The 17,058-nt window shown below is 37.9% G+C and carries 17 protein-coding genes; 8 read left to right on the forward strand and 9 right to left on the reverse strand.

The annotated features are described in order from the left end of the window. Window positions 1–26 precede the first annotated feature (26 nt). The 5 genes from JWR23_RS01945 to JWR23_RS01965 form a co-directional block, all read right to left on the reverse strand. Entirely contained in the window at window positions 27–566 is a 540-nt protein-coding gene (locus JWR23_RS01945; RefSeq protein ID WP_299512248.1) for a biopolymer transporter ExbD, read from the reverse strand. Between the two features lie 6 nt (window positions 567–572). Beyond that, window positions 573–1,187 carry a biopolymer transporter ExbD gene (locus tag JWR23_RS01950; RefSeq protein ID WP_299512253.1) on the reverse strand — a complete coding sequence of 205 codons (615 nt, stop codon included), beginning with the start codon at window positions 1,185–1,187 and terminating at the stop codon, window positions 573–575. Between the two features lie 84 nt (window positions 1,188–1,271). After that, window positions 1,272–2,102: a MotA/TolQ/ExbB proton channel family protein gene (locus JWR23_RS01955; RefSeq protein ID WP_299512257.1), complete on the reverse strand. Its 831-nt coding sequence runs from the start codon at window positions 2,100–2,102 to the stop codon at window positions 1,272–1,274. A gap of 641 nt (window positions 2,103–2,743) precedes the next feature. After that, window positions 2,744–3,085 carry a translation initiation factor gene (locus tag JWR23_RS01960; RefSeq protein ID WP_299512262.1) on the reverse strand — a complete coding sequence of 114 codons (342 nt, stop codon included), beginning with the start codon at window positions 3,083–3,085 and terminating at the stop codon, window positions 2,744–2,746. A 69-nt stretch (window positions 3,086–3,154) separates the two neighbouring features. Beyond that, window positions 3,155–4,030, reverse strand: coding sequence for a diacylglycerol kinase family protein (locus JWR23_RS01965; protein WP_299512265.1), 876 nt, complete (start codon window positions 4,028–4,030; stop codon window positions 3,155–3,157). A 225-nt stretch (window positions 4,031–4,255) separates the two neighbouring features. Here JWR23_RS01965 and metK point away from each other — a divergent pair, with 225 nt between their 5' ends. From metK to JWR23_RS01980, 3 genes are all read left to right on the forward strand, one after another. Continuing rightward, window positions 4,256–5,506, forward strand: coding sequence for a methionine adenosyltransferase (gene metK, locus JWR23_RS01970; RefSeq protein WP_299512269.1), 1,251 nt, complete (start codon window positions 4,256–4,258; stop codon window positions 5,504–5,506). A 109-nt stretch (window positions 5,507–5,615) separates the two neighbouring features. Beyond that, a complete protein-coding gene (locus JWR23_RS01975; RefSeq protein ID WP_299512348.1) occupies window positions 5,616–6,182 on the forward strand; it encodes an NUDIX hydrolase in 567 nt (188 codons plus the stop codon). 39 nt (window positions 6,183–6,221) lie between these two features. Next, window positions 6,222–6,992 carry a 1-acyl-sn-glycerol-3-phosphate acyltransferase gene (locus JWR23_RS01980; RefSeq protein WP_299512273.1) on the forward strand — a complete coding sequence of 257 codons (771 nt, stop codon included), beginning with the start codon at window positions 6,222–6,224 and terminating at the stop codon, window positions 6,990–6,992. Window positions 6,993–7,041: 49 nt separating this feature from the next. Here the strand turns inward: JWR23_RS01980 and JWR23_RS01985 are convergent, their stop codons facing one another. Both JWR23_RS01985 and JWR23_RS01990 read right to left on the reverse strand, forming a co-directional pair. After that, window positions 7,042–7,770, reverse strand: a complete 729-nt coding sequence (locus JWR23_RS01985) for a LytTR family DNA-binding domain-containing protein (RefSeq protein WP_299512276.1) — start codon at window positions 7,768–7,770, stop codon at window positions 7,042–7,044. A 1-nt stretch (window position 7,771) separates the two neighbouring features. Then, window positions 7,772–8,779 (reverse strand): sensor histidine kinase, encoded by a 1,008-nt coding sequence (locus JWR23_RS01990; protein WP_299512278.1) that lies wholly within the window; start codon window positions 8,777–8,779, stop codon window positions 7,772–7,774. 202 nt (window positions 8,780–8,981) lie between these two features. On the opposite strand from JWR23_RS01990, the gene JWR23_RS01995 reads away from it, so the two are divergent. The 3 genes from JWR23_RS01995 to JWR23_RS02005 are packed head-to-tail and all read left to right on the forward strand — an operon-like array spanning window position 8,982 to window position 10,884. Further along, entirely contained in the window at window positions 8,982–9,188 is a 207-nt protein-coding gene (locus tag JWR23_RS01995) for a hypothetical protein (RefSeq protein ID WP_299512280.1), read from the forward strand. Further along, window positions 9,182–10,084 (forward strand): ABC transporter ATP-binding protein, encoded by a 903-nt coding sequence (locus JWR23_RS02000; RefSeq protein WP_299512283.1) that lies wholly within the window; start codon window positions 9,182–9,184, stop codon window positions 10,082–10,084. Before JWR23_RS01995 ends, JWR23_RS02000 begins: the two co-directional genes overlap by 7 nt. Further along, window positions 10,084–10,884: an ABC transporter permease gene (locus JWR23_RS02005; protein WP_299512286.1), complete on the forward strand. Its 801-nt coding sequence runs from the start codon at window positions 10,084–10,086 to the stop codon at window positions 10,882–10,884. The genes JWR23_RS02000 and JWR23_RS02005 overlap by 1 nt, the downstream gene beginning before the upstream one ends. A 170-nt stretch (window positions 10,885–11,054) precedes the next feature. Here the strand turns inward: JWR23_RS02005 and JWR23_RS02010 are convergent, their stop codons facing one another. Next, window positions 11,055–14,225, reverse strand: a complete 3,171-nt coding sequence (locus tag JWR23_RS02010; RefSeq protein WP_299512288.1) for an ATP-dependent DNA helicase — start codon at window positions 14,223–14,225, stop codon at window positions 11,055–11,057. Window positions 14,226–14,343: 118 nt separating this feature from the next. Between JWR23_RS02010 and JWR23_RS02015 the strand changes: the two genes are divergently transcribed. Both JWR23_RS02015 and JWR23_RS02020 read left to right on the forward strand, forming a co-directional pair. Continuing rightward, complete coding sequence (locus JWR23_RS02015) at window positions 14,344–14,586, forward strand: hypothetical protein (RefSeq protein ID WP_299512290.1); 243 nt, start codon at window positions 14,344–14,346, stop codon at window positions 14,584–14,586. Window positions 14,587–14,985: 399 nt separating this feature from the next. Next, entirely contained in the window at window positions 14,986–15,216 is a 231-nt protein-coding gene (locus JWR23_RS02020) for a hypothetical protein (RefSeq protein WP_299498755.1), read from the forward strand. An 88-nt stretch (window positions 15,217–15,304) separates the two neighbouring features. On the opposite strand, the gene JWR23_RS02025 is transcribed toward JWR23_RS02020, so the two are convergent. After that, a complete protein-coding gene (locus tag JWR23_RS02025) occupies window positions 15,305–17,023 on the reverse strand; it encodes a glycoside hydrolase family 3 N-terminal domain-containing protein (protein ID WP_299512292.1) in 1,719 nt (572 codons plus the stop codon). Window positions 17,024–17,058: the final 35 nt, after the last annotated feature.

Raw genomic sequence — 17,058 nt, forward strand, 5'->3', positions numbered from 1 at the left:
GAAGCTTTAAATTTTTACGTTAATTTTTAATAAATATTATCCCTTTTTAATAAGTCAATTTCTACCGGGGAAATGTCAACTATAGCACGTGATTGATTGTTAACTATATTTAACTCATCCATGATAGTAACCATATCATAATAGGTTGATTTGCTGCTAGGTTTAATCAGAACGATCATATCCTTTCCTGACCTTGCCAAAACTTCCTGGCCCTTTTCAAGTAAGGTTTTACGTATACCGGTTTTACCAAATCCTTCAACAGTTGGAGCGGTTAAAGGTTTGCTAGGCATACCCATATACCATTCTACTTTATTTTTTGATCCTAACAATATTGTCATCGTTCTTGTTTCAGGAACAGGTAATTGATTTTTGGTTTTTTCATCCTTGTCCGGCATAACCAAATCCATTGCTTTAGGCTTCTGTAACGTGGTTGTAAGGATAAAGAAGGTGATCAATAAGAAGGCTAAATCCACCATGGCTGTTAAATCCACACGTGTTGATGACTTTTTACTCCTTACCTTACCGCCGCCTTTTTTACCCCCGCCGGAGGTATCTAATTCTGCCATAATTTTTTATTTTGTTACCGTTTTTAACGATGTGATTAAACCAAACTTGTTAACTTTTTGCTTTTGCAGCGTAGCTATTATTTTTGCAATTGTAGGATACTCCTCTTTACTGTCACCTTTTATAGCTATTCTTAATTCTTTATTGTGTACAACAATGTCGGCTTTACGGGCATTTTTAATCCACCAGTACAATTCATTGTTGTCTGTAGTATCAACCTGTACACCGTTTTGCTGTACAGAGCTTCTCTCTTTAGGGCTCAAAGCCAAAAACTGCTTTAAATTAGCTATTGGCACGCCAACAGTTTCTAAAGCTGCAAATTGCTTTAACTCTTCAGGAGTAAATGCAATTTTGTATTGATCGCCCATTCCTTTTAATGTTTCCATACGAATCTCGGCACCTTCAACACTAAAAAAAGCTTTACCCTGCGCCACAAGAATTGTTGAGAAATCATTCTCAGGCAAAGCTTGTATGGATGTTGAAGCCGGAATGTCGGCATGAACCGGGTCCTGGGTCTTTGGTTTTGCTGATAATATAAAGAAGGTAAGCAGCAAGAAAGCTACGTCGCACATGGCGGTCATATCTATCGCTGTACTCTTCCTTGGAACTTTTACTCTAGGCATAATTACTTTATTTAAATATAGTGTTATTATTAATTAATTAATTTCCGGCCCTACGCCGCAGGACCGGAATATTAACACTAAAATTTATTTGTTTTTATGTGTTGCAGCAAATGTTTGTACAATGCTGAAACCTGTTTCGTCAATAGCGTAAGTCAAGCTATCAATTTTAGATGTAAATACGTTGTACATTACAATAGATATAGCCGAAGTACTGATACCCAAAGCTGTATTAACCAATGCTTCAGAGATAGCTGATGATAACGCTGCTGTATTAGCGCCTGATCCTGCCAACTCATGGAAGGCCTTGATCATACCAACCACTGTACCTAACAGCCCTGTTAATGTACCAATTGATACCAATGTAGCAATGATAGTTAAGTTTTGCTCTAACATCGGCATTTCTAAAGCTGTTGCTTCTTCAATATCTTTTTGGATAGCTAAAGTTTTTTGATCTACGTCAAGTGTTACGTCAGTTTCCATTTCGCGGTATTTTTTCAAACCTGATTTTATAACGTTAGCTACTGATCCTTTTTGTTTATCGCATTCGGCTGATGCTGCATCAATATTGCCTGTGTTAAGGAATCCTTGTACTTTTTTAACAAAGGCATCAATACTGCTGGTACCTGATGCTTTACCGATAACGATAAAACGCTCTATAGAGAATACAATTACCATTAATACATATGCCATAACCAATGGCACCAGGTATCCACCTCTGTGTACAATTCCGAATATATCTTCCGGCTCTCCAGCTGCAACATCACCACCTTTATAGTGACTAGGGTCTGCAAGGATCAATATAAAAATCAATATTGAAACAATAATACAAAGTGGGATTGTCAAGGTCGCAAACATGCCAGATGCACTTGAGCTTTCTTTTTGAACGGTAGTTGGTTTTGTTGGTGCGTTTGCCATTACTTTTTAAATTTTAGTTTTTAGTTTTTGTTATTTTAGTTAGTTAGTTAATTGCGTTTTTAAAGCGGATAACAAAAATAGAATTTTAATGAAATAAAAAAACTTTTTGTTACTCTTTATTAATTATTTAATGCATTAATAGCATTGATTTTATAAGCAGCACCCCTATAACGTTTGGAAATGCAAAATTTATATTTGTTCAAACAATATTTTACAATAAAACTTATTATTTTTTATAATAGCAAGCAATATTTATAAAAGTTGTGTAATTATACTGTTATAATTAAACCTTTTTGATATTATTACTTTCTTCAGCAGCATTCTTACATGCTTTTCAAAAAAAAGCGTGTAAAAAAGACACTATCTGTCATTATTTTACCTAATTATATTGTCAATCCGTATTATTAAACAAATAATACCCGTTATTTTATTCAGTAAGATTATTTATAGCAAGGCAAAATGATGGCGTAGTTATCAGTAATCATATATGCCAAAACAAGTAACGGGATAACCTTTTAATATCATACACAATATTAACTAAAAAATTAGTCGATAGCAAATTTTTTAAAACTTTTTTTTGATTTGTCCATTTTTTGGATTGGTAGTTGTTATAACATTAAAATTTGGCAAAAATACAGCGTCTATCCACCCGCTTTTTTAGCCTTATATCCATCGGCTTGCAATAGTGTTATAATTTTATCTCTAAAGTCGCCCTGTATTAATATCTCGCCATCCTTCACTGATCCACCAACACCACATTTTGTTTTCAGTTTTTTTCCAATTGTTTCCAGCTCAGCGGTTGCACCTACAAAGCCACCTATTGCAGTAACCAATTTGCCGCCACCTTTTCTATCAAGGTAAATTTTTAAATTTTGTTGCTGCGGGGGTAAGGTGCCCGGGCCTGCACTATTATTTTCCTGGTATTTAAAGTCAGGATCAGTGGAATACATGATACCCGCAGAGTTTTTGTTCTTTTTTGACATGACTTTAAGTTTTGAGTGATGGGGTTTGAAGTATTGTAAGATAAACCAGAGCTCTTACTCATAAACTCACTATTTAAAACTATTACCTACAATTACTTTTAATGAACCGGGCAAAACATTAATTTCAACTTCGTTACCTGTCATTTCAGGCTCGCCGTCCAAATGCATTGGCCCGGGAGTATCTCGTTTAATAATTATATGCCTGCCTTTAATAATTTCTACAAACTTAGACCCGCTTGTAGTTTTGGTAAACATACGTATCCCTAATTCAGGAAAACGGTATAATGGAAAAGGCTTAATTATACAAACATCTATCAACCCATCCTGCACCGAAGCTTGCGGGGATATATGCGCGTTATTTCCATATTGTGATGAGTTAGCGAAGCTTAGCATAAAAGCTTTATAGCTATGCTTGATCCCATCAATTTCTAAATGATAGGTTTGCGGCCTATATTTTAATATTTCTTGTAAAGATGATTTGATGTAGGTAATAAAGCCCCGCTTTTTTCCATGAGCAAATACCTCGCTTATATGTGCATCAAAACCCATGCCCGCCATATTAAAAAATGGCTTACCGTTAGCTTGCGCAGAATCTATTGTTGCTATCCTGCCTGTATTTAAATGCTCTATTGCCTGCTGCATATCCATAGGGATACCCAGGAAACGGGCCAGACCATTACCAGATCCGCATGGAATGATGCCTAATACAGCGTTACTGCCCACCAGGGCCGATGCTACTTCATTTACCGTACCATCACCGCCCACAGCAACTATAAGGTCGTAATTATTAATAGCCGATGCAGCTACTTCGCTTGCATGCGATACACGATTTGTAAATACTATAGTGGCCTCTACATCTAAATATTTTCCAATTAGTTGTGGCACACCGTCTTTTTTCTTCCCGCCCGATATAGGATTTATAATAAATAACGTTTTCCGTTTCAACTATATAATATATTTTCAGTAGCCAAAAGTAAATGTATTTTCGACTTTGTAAAAATTGTTTTATTTTTGGCGCATAATAGTGGACTGATTTAGTTGTTCAAGAGCATTGAACCGGATTGCAACCACGTAAAAAAGTGCTAAAACCCTGCTTCTTTACAAGAGTTCAGTTAAATCCTTCTTTTTTATTGTACATAATAATAATAAAAACATAATATATAAAAAAATATGCCCTACTTATTTACATCGGAGTCCGTATCAGAAGGACATCCTGACAAAGTTGCCGATCAGATATCGGATGCTTTAATTGATAATTTTTTGGCTCTTGATCCTGATTCAAAAGTTGCATGCGAAACTTTAGTTACCACCGGCCAGGTTTTTTTAGCCGGCGAAGTAAAATCAAAAGCATATCTGGATGTGCAGAAAATAGCCCGCGAGGTAATTAACAAAATTGGTTATACCAAAGGCGAGTATATGTTTGACGGAAGCTCTTGCAGCGTATTATCAGCAATACATGAGCAATCGCCCGATATTAACCAGGGTGTAGACCGTCAGGCTAAAGAAGAGCAAGGCGCAGGCGACCAGGGCATGATGTTTGGTTATGCTACTATAGAAACTGATAACTATATGCCGTTGGCTTTAGATATTGCCCATGCTTTATTAATTGAGTTGGCAGCTATCCGCCGTGAAAATACCGAAATTAAATACCTTCGCCCGGATGCAAAATCACAGGTAACGTTAGAGTATGATGATAACAACAAGCCAACCCGCATTGATGCTATTGTAATATCTACCCAACATGATGACTTTGACGAAGAGAAAGCTATGCTGGCCAAGATCAGTAAAGAGATTGTAGGCGTTTTAATACCTCGTGTAAAAGCTAAATATCCTAAATATGCTCACTTCTTTAACAACGACATTAAATACCACATTAACCCTACCGGTAAATTTGTTATTGGTGGCCCGCATGGCGATACAGGTTTAACCGGCCGTAAAATTATTGTAGATACTTACGGTGGCAAAGGCGCCCATGGTGGTGGCGCATTCTCTGGCAAAGACCCGTCAAAGGTTGACCGTTCTGCAGCGTATGCTACGCGCCACATTGCTAAAAACCTGGTTGCTGCCGGTGTTTGTGATGAGGTATTAGTACAAGTATCATACGCTATTGGTGTTGCACAGCCTATGGGCATCTACATAAATACCTACGGAACAGGGAAAGTAAACCTTAACGATGGTGAGATAGCTAAAAAAGTAGAGGCCATATTTAATATGACCCCGTATGCTATCGAAACCCGTTTTAAATTACGTAACCCTATTTATAGCGAAACCGCTGCTTACGGCCACTTCGGTAAACCAAGCGAGATTGTAACCAAAACGTTTACCCATCATGATGGTACAGTAATTAAAAAAGAAGTAGAACTGTTTACCTGGGAAAAGCTGGATTATGTTGATAACGTAAAGAAAGCTTTTGGTTTATAACAATATCTTTAATTGATTTTTCTAATTTAGAGCGATGGATCACCCATCGCTCTTTTTTATTACCTAATAATATCAAACCATGAAATTGCTAAGGGATCAAAAAACAATTATGCAACACCCTGAAGAAAATCCGTGGCAAATTTTAGCTGAAAAACAAGTTTATGATAATGCATGGATAAATTTAACCGAATACCAGGTTATCAATCCATCAGGCAATCCCGGCATTTATGGTAAAGTACATTTTAAAAACCGGGCCATTGGTATTGTTCCGTTGGATGATGATATGAATACCTATTTAGTGGGCCAATACCGTTTTGCACTTAATGAGTACAGTTGGGAAATACCCGAAGGCGGCGGACCATTAAATGATGATCCGTTAGCTGCGGCAAAACGCGAATTACTGGAAGAAACCGGCTTAAAAGCTGCAAAATGGGCCGAAGTACAGCGCATGCATCTAAGTAATTCTGTAAGTGATGAGTTATGCATTATTTACGTAGCGCGATGTTTGGAACAATTTGAAGCAGAACCCGAGGAAACGGAGCAATTACTGGTAAAAAAGGTACCTTTTGAGGAAGTTTACCGCATGGTATGTGCGGGCGAAATTACCGATTCTGTAACAGTAGCGGCAGTTTTAAAAGTAAAATTACTCTTGCTGGAAAACAGCCTGCCTGAGTAATTATTAAAATATTTTTACTTTTGCGCGATTAATTAATTCATGAAAAAGTTTCTCGGCTACATTTTATCACCAATTGCTATTGTGGCTTTTTTATTGCTGCTATGCATATTTCAACCTATACAATGGATAAGCTACCGCTTTTTTGGTTATAAAGCACATAAAAGCACTGTTGATCTTTTAAATTTATTGCTTACCGGCACAGTTTACATCCTGGGTAATACGGTAACGTTTATTAATAACCAGCATTTACCTGTAAACAGGCCAATAATTTTTTTGGCTAATCATCAAAGTATGTTAGATATTCCGCCGCTTATTTGGTACCTGCGGAAATATCATGCTAAATTCATTTCAAAAATTGAGTTGACAAAAGGCATACCATCTATATCCTATAATTTAAAATATGGCGGTGGTGCAAATATCAATCGTAAGGATTCGCGTCAATCTTTAATGGAAATGAGTAAAATGGGTATCCGTATGAAAGAAAATAATTGGTCGGCAGTAATATTCCCCGAAGGCACCCGCTCTAAAACCGGGCAGGTAAAAACCTTCCAGGTGGGCGGTATAGCTATCATCCTTAAAAAATGCCCCAACGCGCTACTGGTACCTATCGCCATAAAAAATTCATGGAAAGTAATACGTTACGGCTTATATCCCCTTAACACCTTCACCCCCATGACCTGGGAAGTACTTGAACCAATTGAACCCGGAACATCCTCTGTTGATGAGTTGGTTGCCGAAGCCGAGAACAGAATAAAGAAAGCTTTAGGGCAGCTCCCTAACCCCCTAAAGGAGGGAACAATAGTGGATTAATTAGCGAAATTAGTTAATCAAAAAAACTCCCCTTTAGGAGGCCAGGGGGCTAAATATTCTTCCCGTCAATGATCTTAAAAAACTCATCCCGGTAAGTATCACCCACAGGGATAATCTTATCGCCTATCCGGATACGGCTGCGCTCTATGCTGTCAATTTTATTAAGCGCCACTATGTATGATTTATGTACACGGATAAAATGCTTCTCGGGCAGAGTATCCTCCATCTTCTTCATGTTTTGCAGGGTGATAATACGTTCGAGAGTAGTGAATATGGAGATATAATCCTTTAACCCCTCAATAAATAATATTTGATGCAGGTACACCTTTTGTATTTTATGCTCGCTCTTAACAAAAATAAAATCACTCATAAAATCCTGTTGCTGCTGCACCTGCACAGGCTCGGCTATCGCGGCTTTTGATGGCTGAATTATGCCTTGTGCTTTTTGCGCTGCCTTAAAGAACCTATCAAAAGCAATTGGTTTAAGCAGGTAATCAACCACATCGAGTTCATAACCCTCTAACGCGTATTGCGGATAGGCTGTGGTTAATATTACTTTAGTTTTGCCGTTAGCTATGCGCAGAAACTGTATGCCGGTAAGCTCGGGCATTTGCACATCCAGAAATACAAGATCGATATTACCATCCTGTACCAGCGTTAAAGCCTCAATAGGGTTAGTTGTAGATTTAACTAACTCCATAAACGGCACTTTGGATATATAGTCTTCCAGTATATGCAGCGCCAAAGGCTCGTCATCAACTATTAGGCATCTTATCATATTATAAAACTAAGGATAATTCGCAAGTGTAGGTATCAATTTCGTCTCGTATATCTAAATTATATTTTCCGGCATATAACAGATCAAGCCGGCGCTTAACATTATTTAACCCAATACCACCCATATCATCGCGGTTATTACTATGCTTTTTATTTTGTATATAAAAATGCAAATGCTCCTGGTCAACGCTTATCAATAGGCGAATAGGCGAAAGCGAATCATTGGCTATGCCATGTTTAAAGGCGTTTTCAATAAAAGCTATCAATAGCAATGGTACTATCTGTTGGTCTGTTACCTGCCCATCTATCTTAAAATCAATAAAAGCTTTATTGCCAAATCTTATTTTTTGCAGGTCGATATAGTTTTGCAGGTATTGTAACTCTTTAGCCAGATCAACTTTATTGTCATTACACTCATACAGCATATAGCGCATTATTTCTGATAGCTTGAGTATAGCACCGGGTGTATTCTCTGATTGCTGATAAGCCAGTGAGTATATGCTATTTAATGAGTTAAACAGAAAATGCGGATTTATCTGAGATTTTAAAAAAGCAAGCTCTGCACTAAGACGTTGGTTTTCCAGGTCGCGTTGTATACGCTCGTTCAGGAACCAATCCACACTAAATTTAAGTACAACGCTCAGGAATAAAAATATAATGCTCACAAAAAGTGTGCTGGTGAAATATGACCAGAAACTCATCATTACCTTCATATGTACCAGCACATCTTGTTTAAACATAAGACCGACCCCATATTTGCCGACCCCATATATGATTATAGTAAACACCATTGCTACAGCATACATGCCATAACGTTTCCGGTTTAAAAGGCGGGGAATAAACAGCAGGTAATTAAGATAAAAAAGGCTTATGTTGATACTCCCATACAATACAAAAATGACCAGGGTGCGATGCATTGTCATCTTATCGTTATGTATTAAAAACAAAAAGAACGCGATAATACTTATCCAAATTAATATGTGCCAGAATATTTGCCAGTTTTTCTTCATTGCTCCCAAAATTAGTATTTTGATTTAGGGCCACCTATAATTTATATACAGCTATCTATTTCATCGATGAACTGTCATTTATTATCTATGAACTGGCATAAACAGTTAATTAGCGTTCGTCTGCAAATTACTGTGGTTGGTCTAAATGTTTTTAAGGGTCAATTTATTTAGTACACCTTTGTTGTATCAAAAATCACTCGCAATGAAAAAGCTGTTTACCAACACAAATCCATTTATACTGTTACTTGCTCCGGTAATGTTTGCATTAATTATGGGCATTAGTTATCAGTTTGAACAAAAGAAACAAAATAATGATGTAGCTACTACTTCAGTGCACACCTCGTTGTTTTTTAAAGGCATAACCCTTGTAAAAGCTGTTTGCTCAATTGGCAAGCAAGATGTATGGTAATCCAAACCGAAGGATTAACCTTTAATTTTGGTAGCCAAACGGTTGTTAAATCGTTATCACTACAAGTTCCGGAAGGAAGCATATATGGTTTTCTTGGCCCTAATGGCGCCGGGAAAACCACTACTATAAAATTACTGTTAAACCTGTTGCAAACACAGGAAGGAAGCATCCGCATATTCGATCTGGACTTTCAAACCCATCGTAAAGAAATATTATCGCAGGTAGGATCGCTTATTGAGCAGCCTGCTATCTACGCGCACCTTACCGGTAAAGAAAATTTGCTTAACCGGGCCATCCTGTTACAAATTTCTGAAAACCGTGTTGACGAAATGCTGGAACTGGTGCATCTAACCCAGGCGGCGCATAAAAAAGCCGGCAATTATTCGCTGGGGATGAAACAACGCTTAGGAATTGCACTGGCTTTATTATCAGATCCCAAATTATTGATACTTGACGAGCCCACTAACGGCCTTGACCCTAATGGTATTATTGAAATACGCGAGCTATTAAAAAAGCTGGTAAGCAAACACAATAAAACTGTTTTTATATCAAGCCATTTATTAGCCGAAATTGAGCGTATGGCCACCCATGTAGGCATTATTAATAATGGCGAATTGCTTTTTCAAGGAGAGATAAAAGACCTGGAGTCGATAAGTCAACCCCTGGTACGTATTGAAGCTAACAATACTGTTGACGCGGCAAACCTGCTTTCAAAAAGCGGTTATAATGTTATTGATGTTAATGACAATTATCTATGTGTAACTTACCAATCAAAAGAAAAGACCGGGCAGATCAATGCCTTGCTTAATAAAAACGGGTATACAATTTACAGTATACATAAAGTACAAAAGGACCTTGAAAAACTATTCTTAGACATTACCCAAACCCCGGCATAATGAAAGGCTTTATACTATCCCTACAGTCTGAATTTTATAAGAGCCGTAAAACATTAGGATTTTGGGCAGCTATATTGTTACCATTAATATTAACCCTATTGGTTTTTATTGGCTTTTATGTAAAAAGTGAAAAAATGACCAATATGCCGGGTGTTTTACTTTGGATGCGTTTTTCGGGAGCCATATTAGGCATAATGGGTTCATTACTGCTGCCTATGTTTGTAATATTTGTTGCCTACTCTGTAAACAGCGTTGAACATAAGGCCGATACCTGGAAAACATTATTCAGTTTGCCTATAGCCAAATGGTCGGTTTATTCGGCCAAATATTTATATGCACTCTTTTTGGTTATTTTAAGCCTGGGCCTTTTTGCATTTTTTACCATTGGCTTTGGCAACTTATTGGGCCTTTTAAAACCCGAGTTAAAGTTTTCTGAATACCACATGGAAGTAATGCTGCTACAGGTTTACTTTAAATTATTTTTATCAGCTTTAGGTATTTTATCTATTCAGTTTTTGCTGAGCCTTCTTTGGGCCGATTTTTTAAAGCCAATGGGTATTGGGTTTGTATGTACAATAGCCGGTGTAATTATGGCTACAGCCAATTGGGAATACGATTTTTGGTTCCCCTACGCCTCTCCCATGATGGCGTTAAAAACTATGATGCCGCATACAAAAGGCAAAGACAACTCCCAAATGGTAATTGATATTTTTACCAAAGATGTTTTTGTGAGTATTGCTATATCTGCAATAGTGTTTATTGCGGGATATTATATTGTGCAGAAAAAGAGTGTGAAATAACAAACTGTTAAATAATGTTAACCTCAATTTTTTGCTGATACCTCATCAACCATTTGCTTTATATCGGCATCCTGTTTAATGGTGGTTTGGGCCGCCGCCGGCAAGCGTTATGATTAAGAAGTGCGAGTTTTAATTATTTCAGCATGACACCCATTTTATTGTGGCAAATTTTACTCTTCCTCATCCCCAACAACCGCCAGCATGCCGTCAACTTGTTTAAAATTACTGCGTACAAAATGGCACCAATCACATTCTTTTTTACCGCAGCCGCTATTAAAATCATGTGCTATAATTTTTTGGTAAACTGAGGTGATCTGGTCTGTCACCAATGCAACATCATCCGGATTGATAACAATCTTTTCTTTATGATATTCGCCCTCGCTTATGGGTTCAACAAAATCAAAAATGGTTGTTGTTGCTTCCCAATCGTTACTGCGGTCGTTGTCTATTAATATTTTATAAAACACAGCCTGGCGCCAATAATCGCCGCCTTCGGGTTTGTCATTTGTTGGACCAACTAACTTGTCTTTGGCATTTTTTAGCTTGCCTGTTTTATAATCAACAATGGTAGCCTGTTTACCCTCAAACTCTATTTTATCCAAGTTGCCTTTTATAGGTACGCCTTCTATTTCAATATTTTTAATACTCCGCTCAGTTACTGCTACCTTGTTCCATTTGGTAATGTTTTGCTCATAATATGGCGGCAATATCTTTTCGCCATAATCAACACGCAGCTTAAACTCTTCTTTGGTGAACGAATCGCGGTTACGGTACATGTACCATTTAAACTCTTTCATAAACTGTTCGGTCGATGGGAAATTATCGTCATCATCCTTTAACCACCTGAAGGCTTTGTTGAGCGCCCAATGCACAGCCTGCCCAAATGTTGCCGACGGGCTTTTACCAGACGGCACCCTAATTAAACACTGGAAATAAAACCTGAGCGGGCAATCTAAAAAGTTATTTAAATGCGTTACCGACAGGGTATAATTTTGTAATAATTGGTTAATATAATTGGTATCCAGCAGCTCAACCTTTGGTTTATCAGCTTCGCTAAACTGAGTGGTATAAAACTCCAGCATATTGGCTTCTGTAACTTTAGGATGCTCGATAACCATATCTGTATCAGCCAGTATCTCGCCTATAAATTGTGACGACTCCTGCTCTTTGCCCTTTTTATCTTTATTCGCATATGATATCATGAGGCATTGTTTGGCGCGGGTAAGTGCTACATAAAACAATCGCCTTGACTCTTCTTTTTGAGCGATATCATCATTTGTAGCTTGTGTCAACGTATCGGGGTAACTGAAACCTGTATTGCGGCCTTTGCTGTCCCACGTCTTTTTATCACATCCAATAAAAAATACATGCTCAAACTCCTGTCCTTTTGAACCATGCGCAGTGAAGAAATTTACACCATTATCAGAATAGATAACCTGATTCAAATCCAACCGGATACGGTGTTCTTTCATGGTATCGATAGTAGCCAGCAGGTCGGCTAATTTTATTTCGGGATTTTTGCGACTCTCGTCCTTTAAAAAATCAAAGAAATTAGTGAGCACCTGCATGTAAGTTCCCTTATCTGCCTGGTGCATAATATACCGCAGGATACCCATTTTACCAATAACCTGCTGAAAAAGCTGTTGTAGTGTAATGCTTACCGCGTCACTTATCAACTCATCAATATTATTAATGAGGTATTTCATTTCCGTATTCAGCTCGGCATCAAACAGGTTGGGTTGTTTGGGCGCGCGCATTTCATGTATATACCGGCGCAATGATGTTTTGGGCTGATTATTGGTAGATGTAACAAAATTCTCTTTTGATACCGCTATGCTTGCCTTGGCAATTTCTATAGGTGCTATGGTAAAGAAATCATAATGCATGATCTCGAACAACAACTCATCCCCGCTATAAGGCGAATTAAGCTCCATAGCCAAATAGCGCAGTATGTTTATGATCTTTTCACCAAACGGAATGGTTAGTACATCTATTTTCCGGCGGGTGTTAACCGCTATCTTTTGGGTATCTAAAAAATGTATCAGATCTTCTACCTGGTTATGGTTACGATAGATAACAACTATCTCTCCCGGCTGCGTACCTTTTTCTACCAAATGTTTTATGCTGATGGCTACATCAACCATTTCCTGATCGGGATTTTCATACTCGCGTATAACCGGCTTTACCACCAGTTCATCAAAACGTGAATGCGACGACTGTAAGCTTTTATCCAAAGCCAGCTGCCGTGTTAAACGCTCGTTATTATTATTAATGAGTGCTTTAGAAATATCAAGAATATGTTGATTAGAACGGTAATTATGTTTAAGCACAACGGTTGATAGCGTACTTACATAATCATTAGCAAAATCTAAAATGTTCTTCATATTGGCACCCTGGAACTTGAAGATGGATTGGTCATCATCGCCTACCACAAATACGTTTGGTGTTTCCCAATAATTTAGCAAAAACTTAAGCAACTCATTTTGCGATCCGCTGGTATCCTGGAACTCATCCACCAAAATATAATGATAGCGTTCCTGGTACTTGCGTAGTATCTCTTCATTTTCACGGAAAGCCTTTAATACCCAAATGATCATATCATCATAATCATATCGCCCGCTGGCTTTCATTTTGGCATCATAGCGCTGGTATTCAACCACAGCAGCCAGCAGCTTTTTCATGAGGTCATGAGCGGCATCAATATCTTTTTGCTTGGGGTCGCCAATGTTTATGCCTTTGGCAGAATTTCCCCGCTTATATATAAATTCTTCCCGGTTAGGCAGGTCATCCAGATATTCGTTTATAGCTTTTTCAATAAATTGCTCATCCCAGTTTTCCCGCTTCATGGTAGAGAACAGGCTCTTTAACCGGGGTACATCATAATAAATATCGCCCGTAAAACGCTTTAGTAAATGGTCTTTCGGAAAATCATCTACCAATTCCCTGAAAAGCATTGCCGATTCCAGGTCAGATAATGGCTCTAAATTCAATTTGCCAAAGTACTCCAGGTTTTCCTGTATCACCTCATTACAAAAAGCATGGAAAGTATAAATATGTATGCGGTAAGCATCGGGCCCAATAAACTCAAATAAGCGTTTGCGCATGGCTACTGCACCCGCATCGGTGTAAGTAAGGCAAAGTATTTCACCGGGCAACGCATCGGTATCAGTCAATATTTTGCCAATGCGGGCAGCCAGTATCTGTGTTTTACCTGTACCGGGGCCGGCAATAACCAACACCGGGCCGTCCATTTTATTTACGGCAGCCAATTGCTCGGGGTTTAAACCGGCCAATGCTTCCTGAAATTTGATATTATATTTATTGGGATTGGATGAGATCATTGTTTAGTAAAGATAGCATTAGTAAAGATAGCAAAGGATGAGTGATATGAATATGCTAACAAAAAAGAATAACAAAATTATTTATATAAGAAACCTGATTTTTATTTAAATTTGATGTATGGCAACCGTTGACACTTTAAGAAATAATCTAATAGATAAGCTACTTGCTATATCAAATAAAGAATACCTGCTTGCTTTAAACCAATTGGTTGAAAAAAGCGATGTAAATATTGATTCAGTTAAACTTAGTAACGAACAAATTTTAATGTTGAAGTTAAGTGATAAAGACATTGAAGCAGGCAGATTGATTTCTCAAGATCAATTAGACAAGAATGACCTGGAATGGCTAAAAGGACAATAGTCTGGACTGAAACTGCTGCAAAACAAAGGCGGGAAATTTTAAGATATTGGACATCAAGAAACAGGTCAGCTACTTATGCAGAAAAACTTATCAAACTAACTTCTGCAAGAATCAAGGTTATTTTATCTCACCCCGAATCATATAAAACAACTATATACCCCGAAACAGAATTTCAGCAATAGGGCATTTTAGCATCTTGTATAAATTTACAGAGAGTCAAATAATAATCACTGCGTTTTGGGATAATAGGCAAAATCCTGAAAAGTTACTTGAGATAATAAAATCCTAAGTTAATCCTTATGATTAAACATCGTCGATTGTAAGGTTCCTATTTATTTAACAATTATAAATAATAATAGCATTTACAACAGTTATCTTTACCGCCGGAGGATTGAGACTATGGGATTACCGCTACGGATTACTTTTGATGACAAAGATTATGTTTATCAAATACTTAATACTAACCTTATCAATAAAAACACTACCGAGTTAGAAATAATTTTTAACGGGGAAAAGGTGGAATTAATTATGGATAATAAAACCTGGATACAAAAAGATAAAAGCAACACAATTGATCCTAACCTTGTTCAGGCACTTGGGCGCTCTGTATCCTTGCGGTTGAGGATGTGATAAACTGTTATAATTAATAAATTGATATAGGTTGAATGCATTACACACTGGCAAAATTGTGTCACCATATAGTGTAAAATTATTTTATTTATAAACCTGCCCCATTAGGGAAATACACATTTACGCTCACGGATAATTTGCCCGTTGGCTTTAATTGCTGTGTAATTACTTTTACTGCTGCCCGTTGCAGTTCATTACTCATTTGGTAGCAGGCAATAAGGGCGCCGCTTTTTTCAATGCCCGGCAAACCGGCAATGGTATATGGGTTTGCAAAAACGCTTATCACCGTATTATTATGTTCGGCCAAAGCGGTAATAAATTCTTTAACGCCATTGCTGTAATCGAGCTTACTTTGCGGGCGGGCGCGGGTATCATGTATACCTACATAAACCTGCCCATAATCTTTTAAGGTTTCCAGCATCCTGTTCAGCTCGGCAACCGAGGTACTTTTGTTTATGGTAAATAGGGTACTGTTGCTATACCATTTAGCCAGTTCGGTTTGAAAAATCGTTGCTTTATCAACCCCAATACTTATAATAGCTGTTTTTTGTATGGGGTTAAGCTCCAGTGTTTGGGCATTACCCTTTAGTAAAGTCACCGCGGCATCGCTTAGTTGTTGTACCAGTTCACGGGCGGCAGGCCTATTCAAATCAGCAAATAAATGTTCTGTAGAAACTTCATGCAGATTATTTAATCCCGACCAATATTTTGCAGCCAGCACTTTTTTAACCTTCGCTTCAAACTGTTCATCGGGTATATCGCCCCTACGCACGGCACGTCTTATTTTTTGTATTGCTTTTTTAGAATCGTCTGATAATTCAATAATATCATTACCTGCTAAAAAGGCTTTCAGCTCTGCTTCACCGTCAGGGTAATATTTGGTTACGGCTTTCATTTCCATCGCATCAGACACTATCAGTCCTTTAAACCCTAACTCGTTTTTTAATACGCGGGTCACAATTTTTTTAGATAGCGTAGATGGCTGGTTTTTGGTGCTATCCAAAGCCGGTATGCTCATATGAGCTATCATTACACCAGCTATGCCCGCCTTTACCGCTTCGCGGAAAGGGTATTCTTCCAACGAATCTAACCGCTCAACACTAAAAGGCAACAGCGGCAAATCAAAATGCGAATCAACATTGGTATCACCATGACCGGGGAAATGTTTTGCGGTAGTTAGTAGCCCGGCATCTTGCATACCTTTAAAATAGGCTATTCCCTTTTTTGCAACATTGTATTTATTATCACCAAACGACCGGTAGTTAATAACCGGATTATTGGGGTTATTATTTACATCCATATCCGGCCCAAAATTCATTTGCATACCCAACCGTTTAAAATCATAAGCCACCTGCTGCCCCATTTTATAGATCAGGCTATTATCCTGTATGGCTCCTAAAGTCATTTGATAAGGGTATGATATAGTGGAATCTAACCGCATTCCAACCCCCCACTCCCCATCCATAGCTATTAATAATGGCACGTTGGATATTTTTTGATACCGGTTGGTCAGATCAGCTTGCCTCACCGGGCCACCCTGGAAAAACACCAGCCCGCCCACCTGTTGGCTTTTGATAACTTTAGCTACAGAGTCTTCATAAGCCACCCCCCTATTGGTATGTGCTCTTACAAAAAACAATTGTGCTACTTTTTGCTTTCGACTCAGCCTTTTATATACAGAATCTACCCAATGATTTTGGTGGCTCAATGTCTGGATATAGTTATCCTGTTGGGCAAGAACATCCAGGGTAAAAAGATTAAAGATCAGTAGTAAAACAGGTAGTAAATTTTTTTTCAATCGGCGCATACACCAAAAGTAAATTAAAATGATAAAAAATTGCA

Origin of the sequence: Mucilaginibacter sp. (genome assembly GCF_028288205.1) — a bacterium.
In the GTDB taxonomy this organism is placed as follows: domain Bacteria; phylum Bacteroidota; class Bacteroidia; order Sphingobacteriales; family Sphingobacteriaceae; genus Mucilaginibacter.

Bases quoted from the DNA above. Each gene is read 5' to 3' on its own strand.
- JWR23_RS01975 (WP_299512348.1), top strand. From the start codon at position 5,616: ATGCAACACCCTGAAGAAAATCCGTGGCAAATTTTAGCTGAAAAACAA.
- JWR23_RS02025 (WP_299512292.1), bottom strand. From the start codon at position 17,023: ATGCGCCGATTGAAAAAAAATTTACTACCTGTTTTACTACTGATCTTT.
- JWR23_RS02010 (WP_299512288.1), bottom strand. From the start codon at position 14,225: ATGATCTCATCCAATCCCAATAAATATAATATCAAATTTCAGGAAGCA.
- JWR23_RS01995 (WP_299512280.1), top strand. From the start codon at position 8,982: ATGAAAAAGCTGTTTACCAACACAAATCCATTTATACTGTTACTTGCT.
- JWR23_RS01945 (WP_299512248.1), bottom strand. From the start codon at position 566: ATGGCAGAATTAGATACCTCCGGCGGGGGTAAAAAAGGCGGCGGTAAG.
- JWR23_RS01955 (WP_299512257.1), bottom strand. From the start codon at position 2,102: ATGGCAAACGCACCAACAAAACCAACTACCGTTCAAAAAGAAAGCTCA.
- JWR23_RS01990 (WP_299512278.1), bottom strand. From the start codon at position 8,779: ATGAAGAAAAACTGGCAAATATTCTGGCACATATTAATTTGGATAAGT.
- JWR23_RS02000 (WP_299512283.1), top strand. From the start codon at position 9,182: ATGGTAATCCAAACCGAAGGATTAACCTTTAATTTTGGTAGCCAAACG.
- JWR23_RS02020 (WP_299498755.1), top strand. From the start codon at position 14,986: ATGGGATTACCGCTACGGATTACTTTTGATGACAAAGATTATGTTTAT.
- JWR23_RS01960 (WP_299512262.1), bottom strand. From the start codon at position 3,085: ATGTCAAAAAAGAACAAAAACTCTGCGGGTATCATGTATTCCACTGAT.
- JWR23_RS02015 (WP_299512290.1), top strand. From the start codon at position 14,344: ATGGCAACCGTTGACACTTTAAGAAATAATCTAATAGATAAGCTACTT.
- JWR23_RS01980 (WP_299512273.1), top strand. From the start codon at position 6,222: ATGAAAAAGTTTCTCGGCTACATTTTATCACCAATTGCTATTGTGGCT.
- JWR23_RS01950 (WP_299512253.1), bottom strand. From the start codon at position 1,187: ATGCCTAGAGTAAAAGTTCCAAGGAAGAGTACAGCGATAGATATGACC.
- metK (WP_299512269.1), top strand. From the start codon at position 4,256: ATGCCCTACTTATTTACATCGGAGTCCGTATCAGAAGGACATCCTGAC.
- JWR23_RS01985 (WP_299512276.1), bottom strand. From the start codon at position 7,770: ATGATAAGATGCCTAATAGTTGATGACGAGCCTTTGGCGCTGCATATA.
- JWR23_RS02005 (WP_299512286.1), top strand. From the start codon at position 10,084: ATGAAAGGCTTTATACTATCCCTACAGTCTGAATTTTATAAGAGCCGT.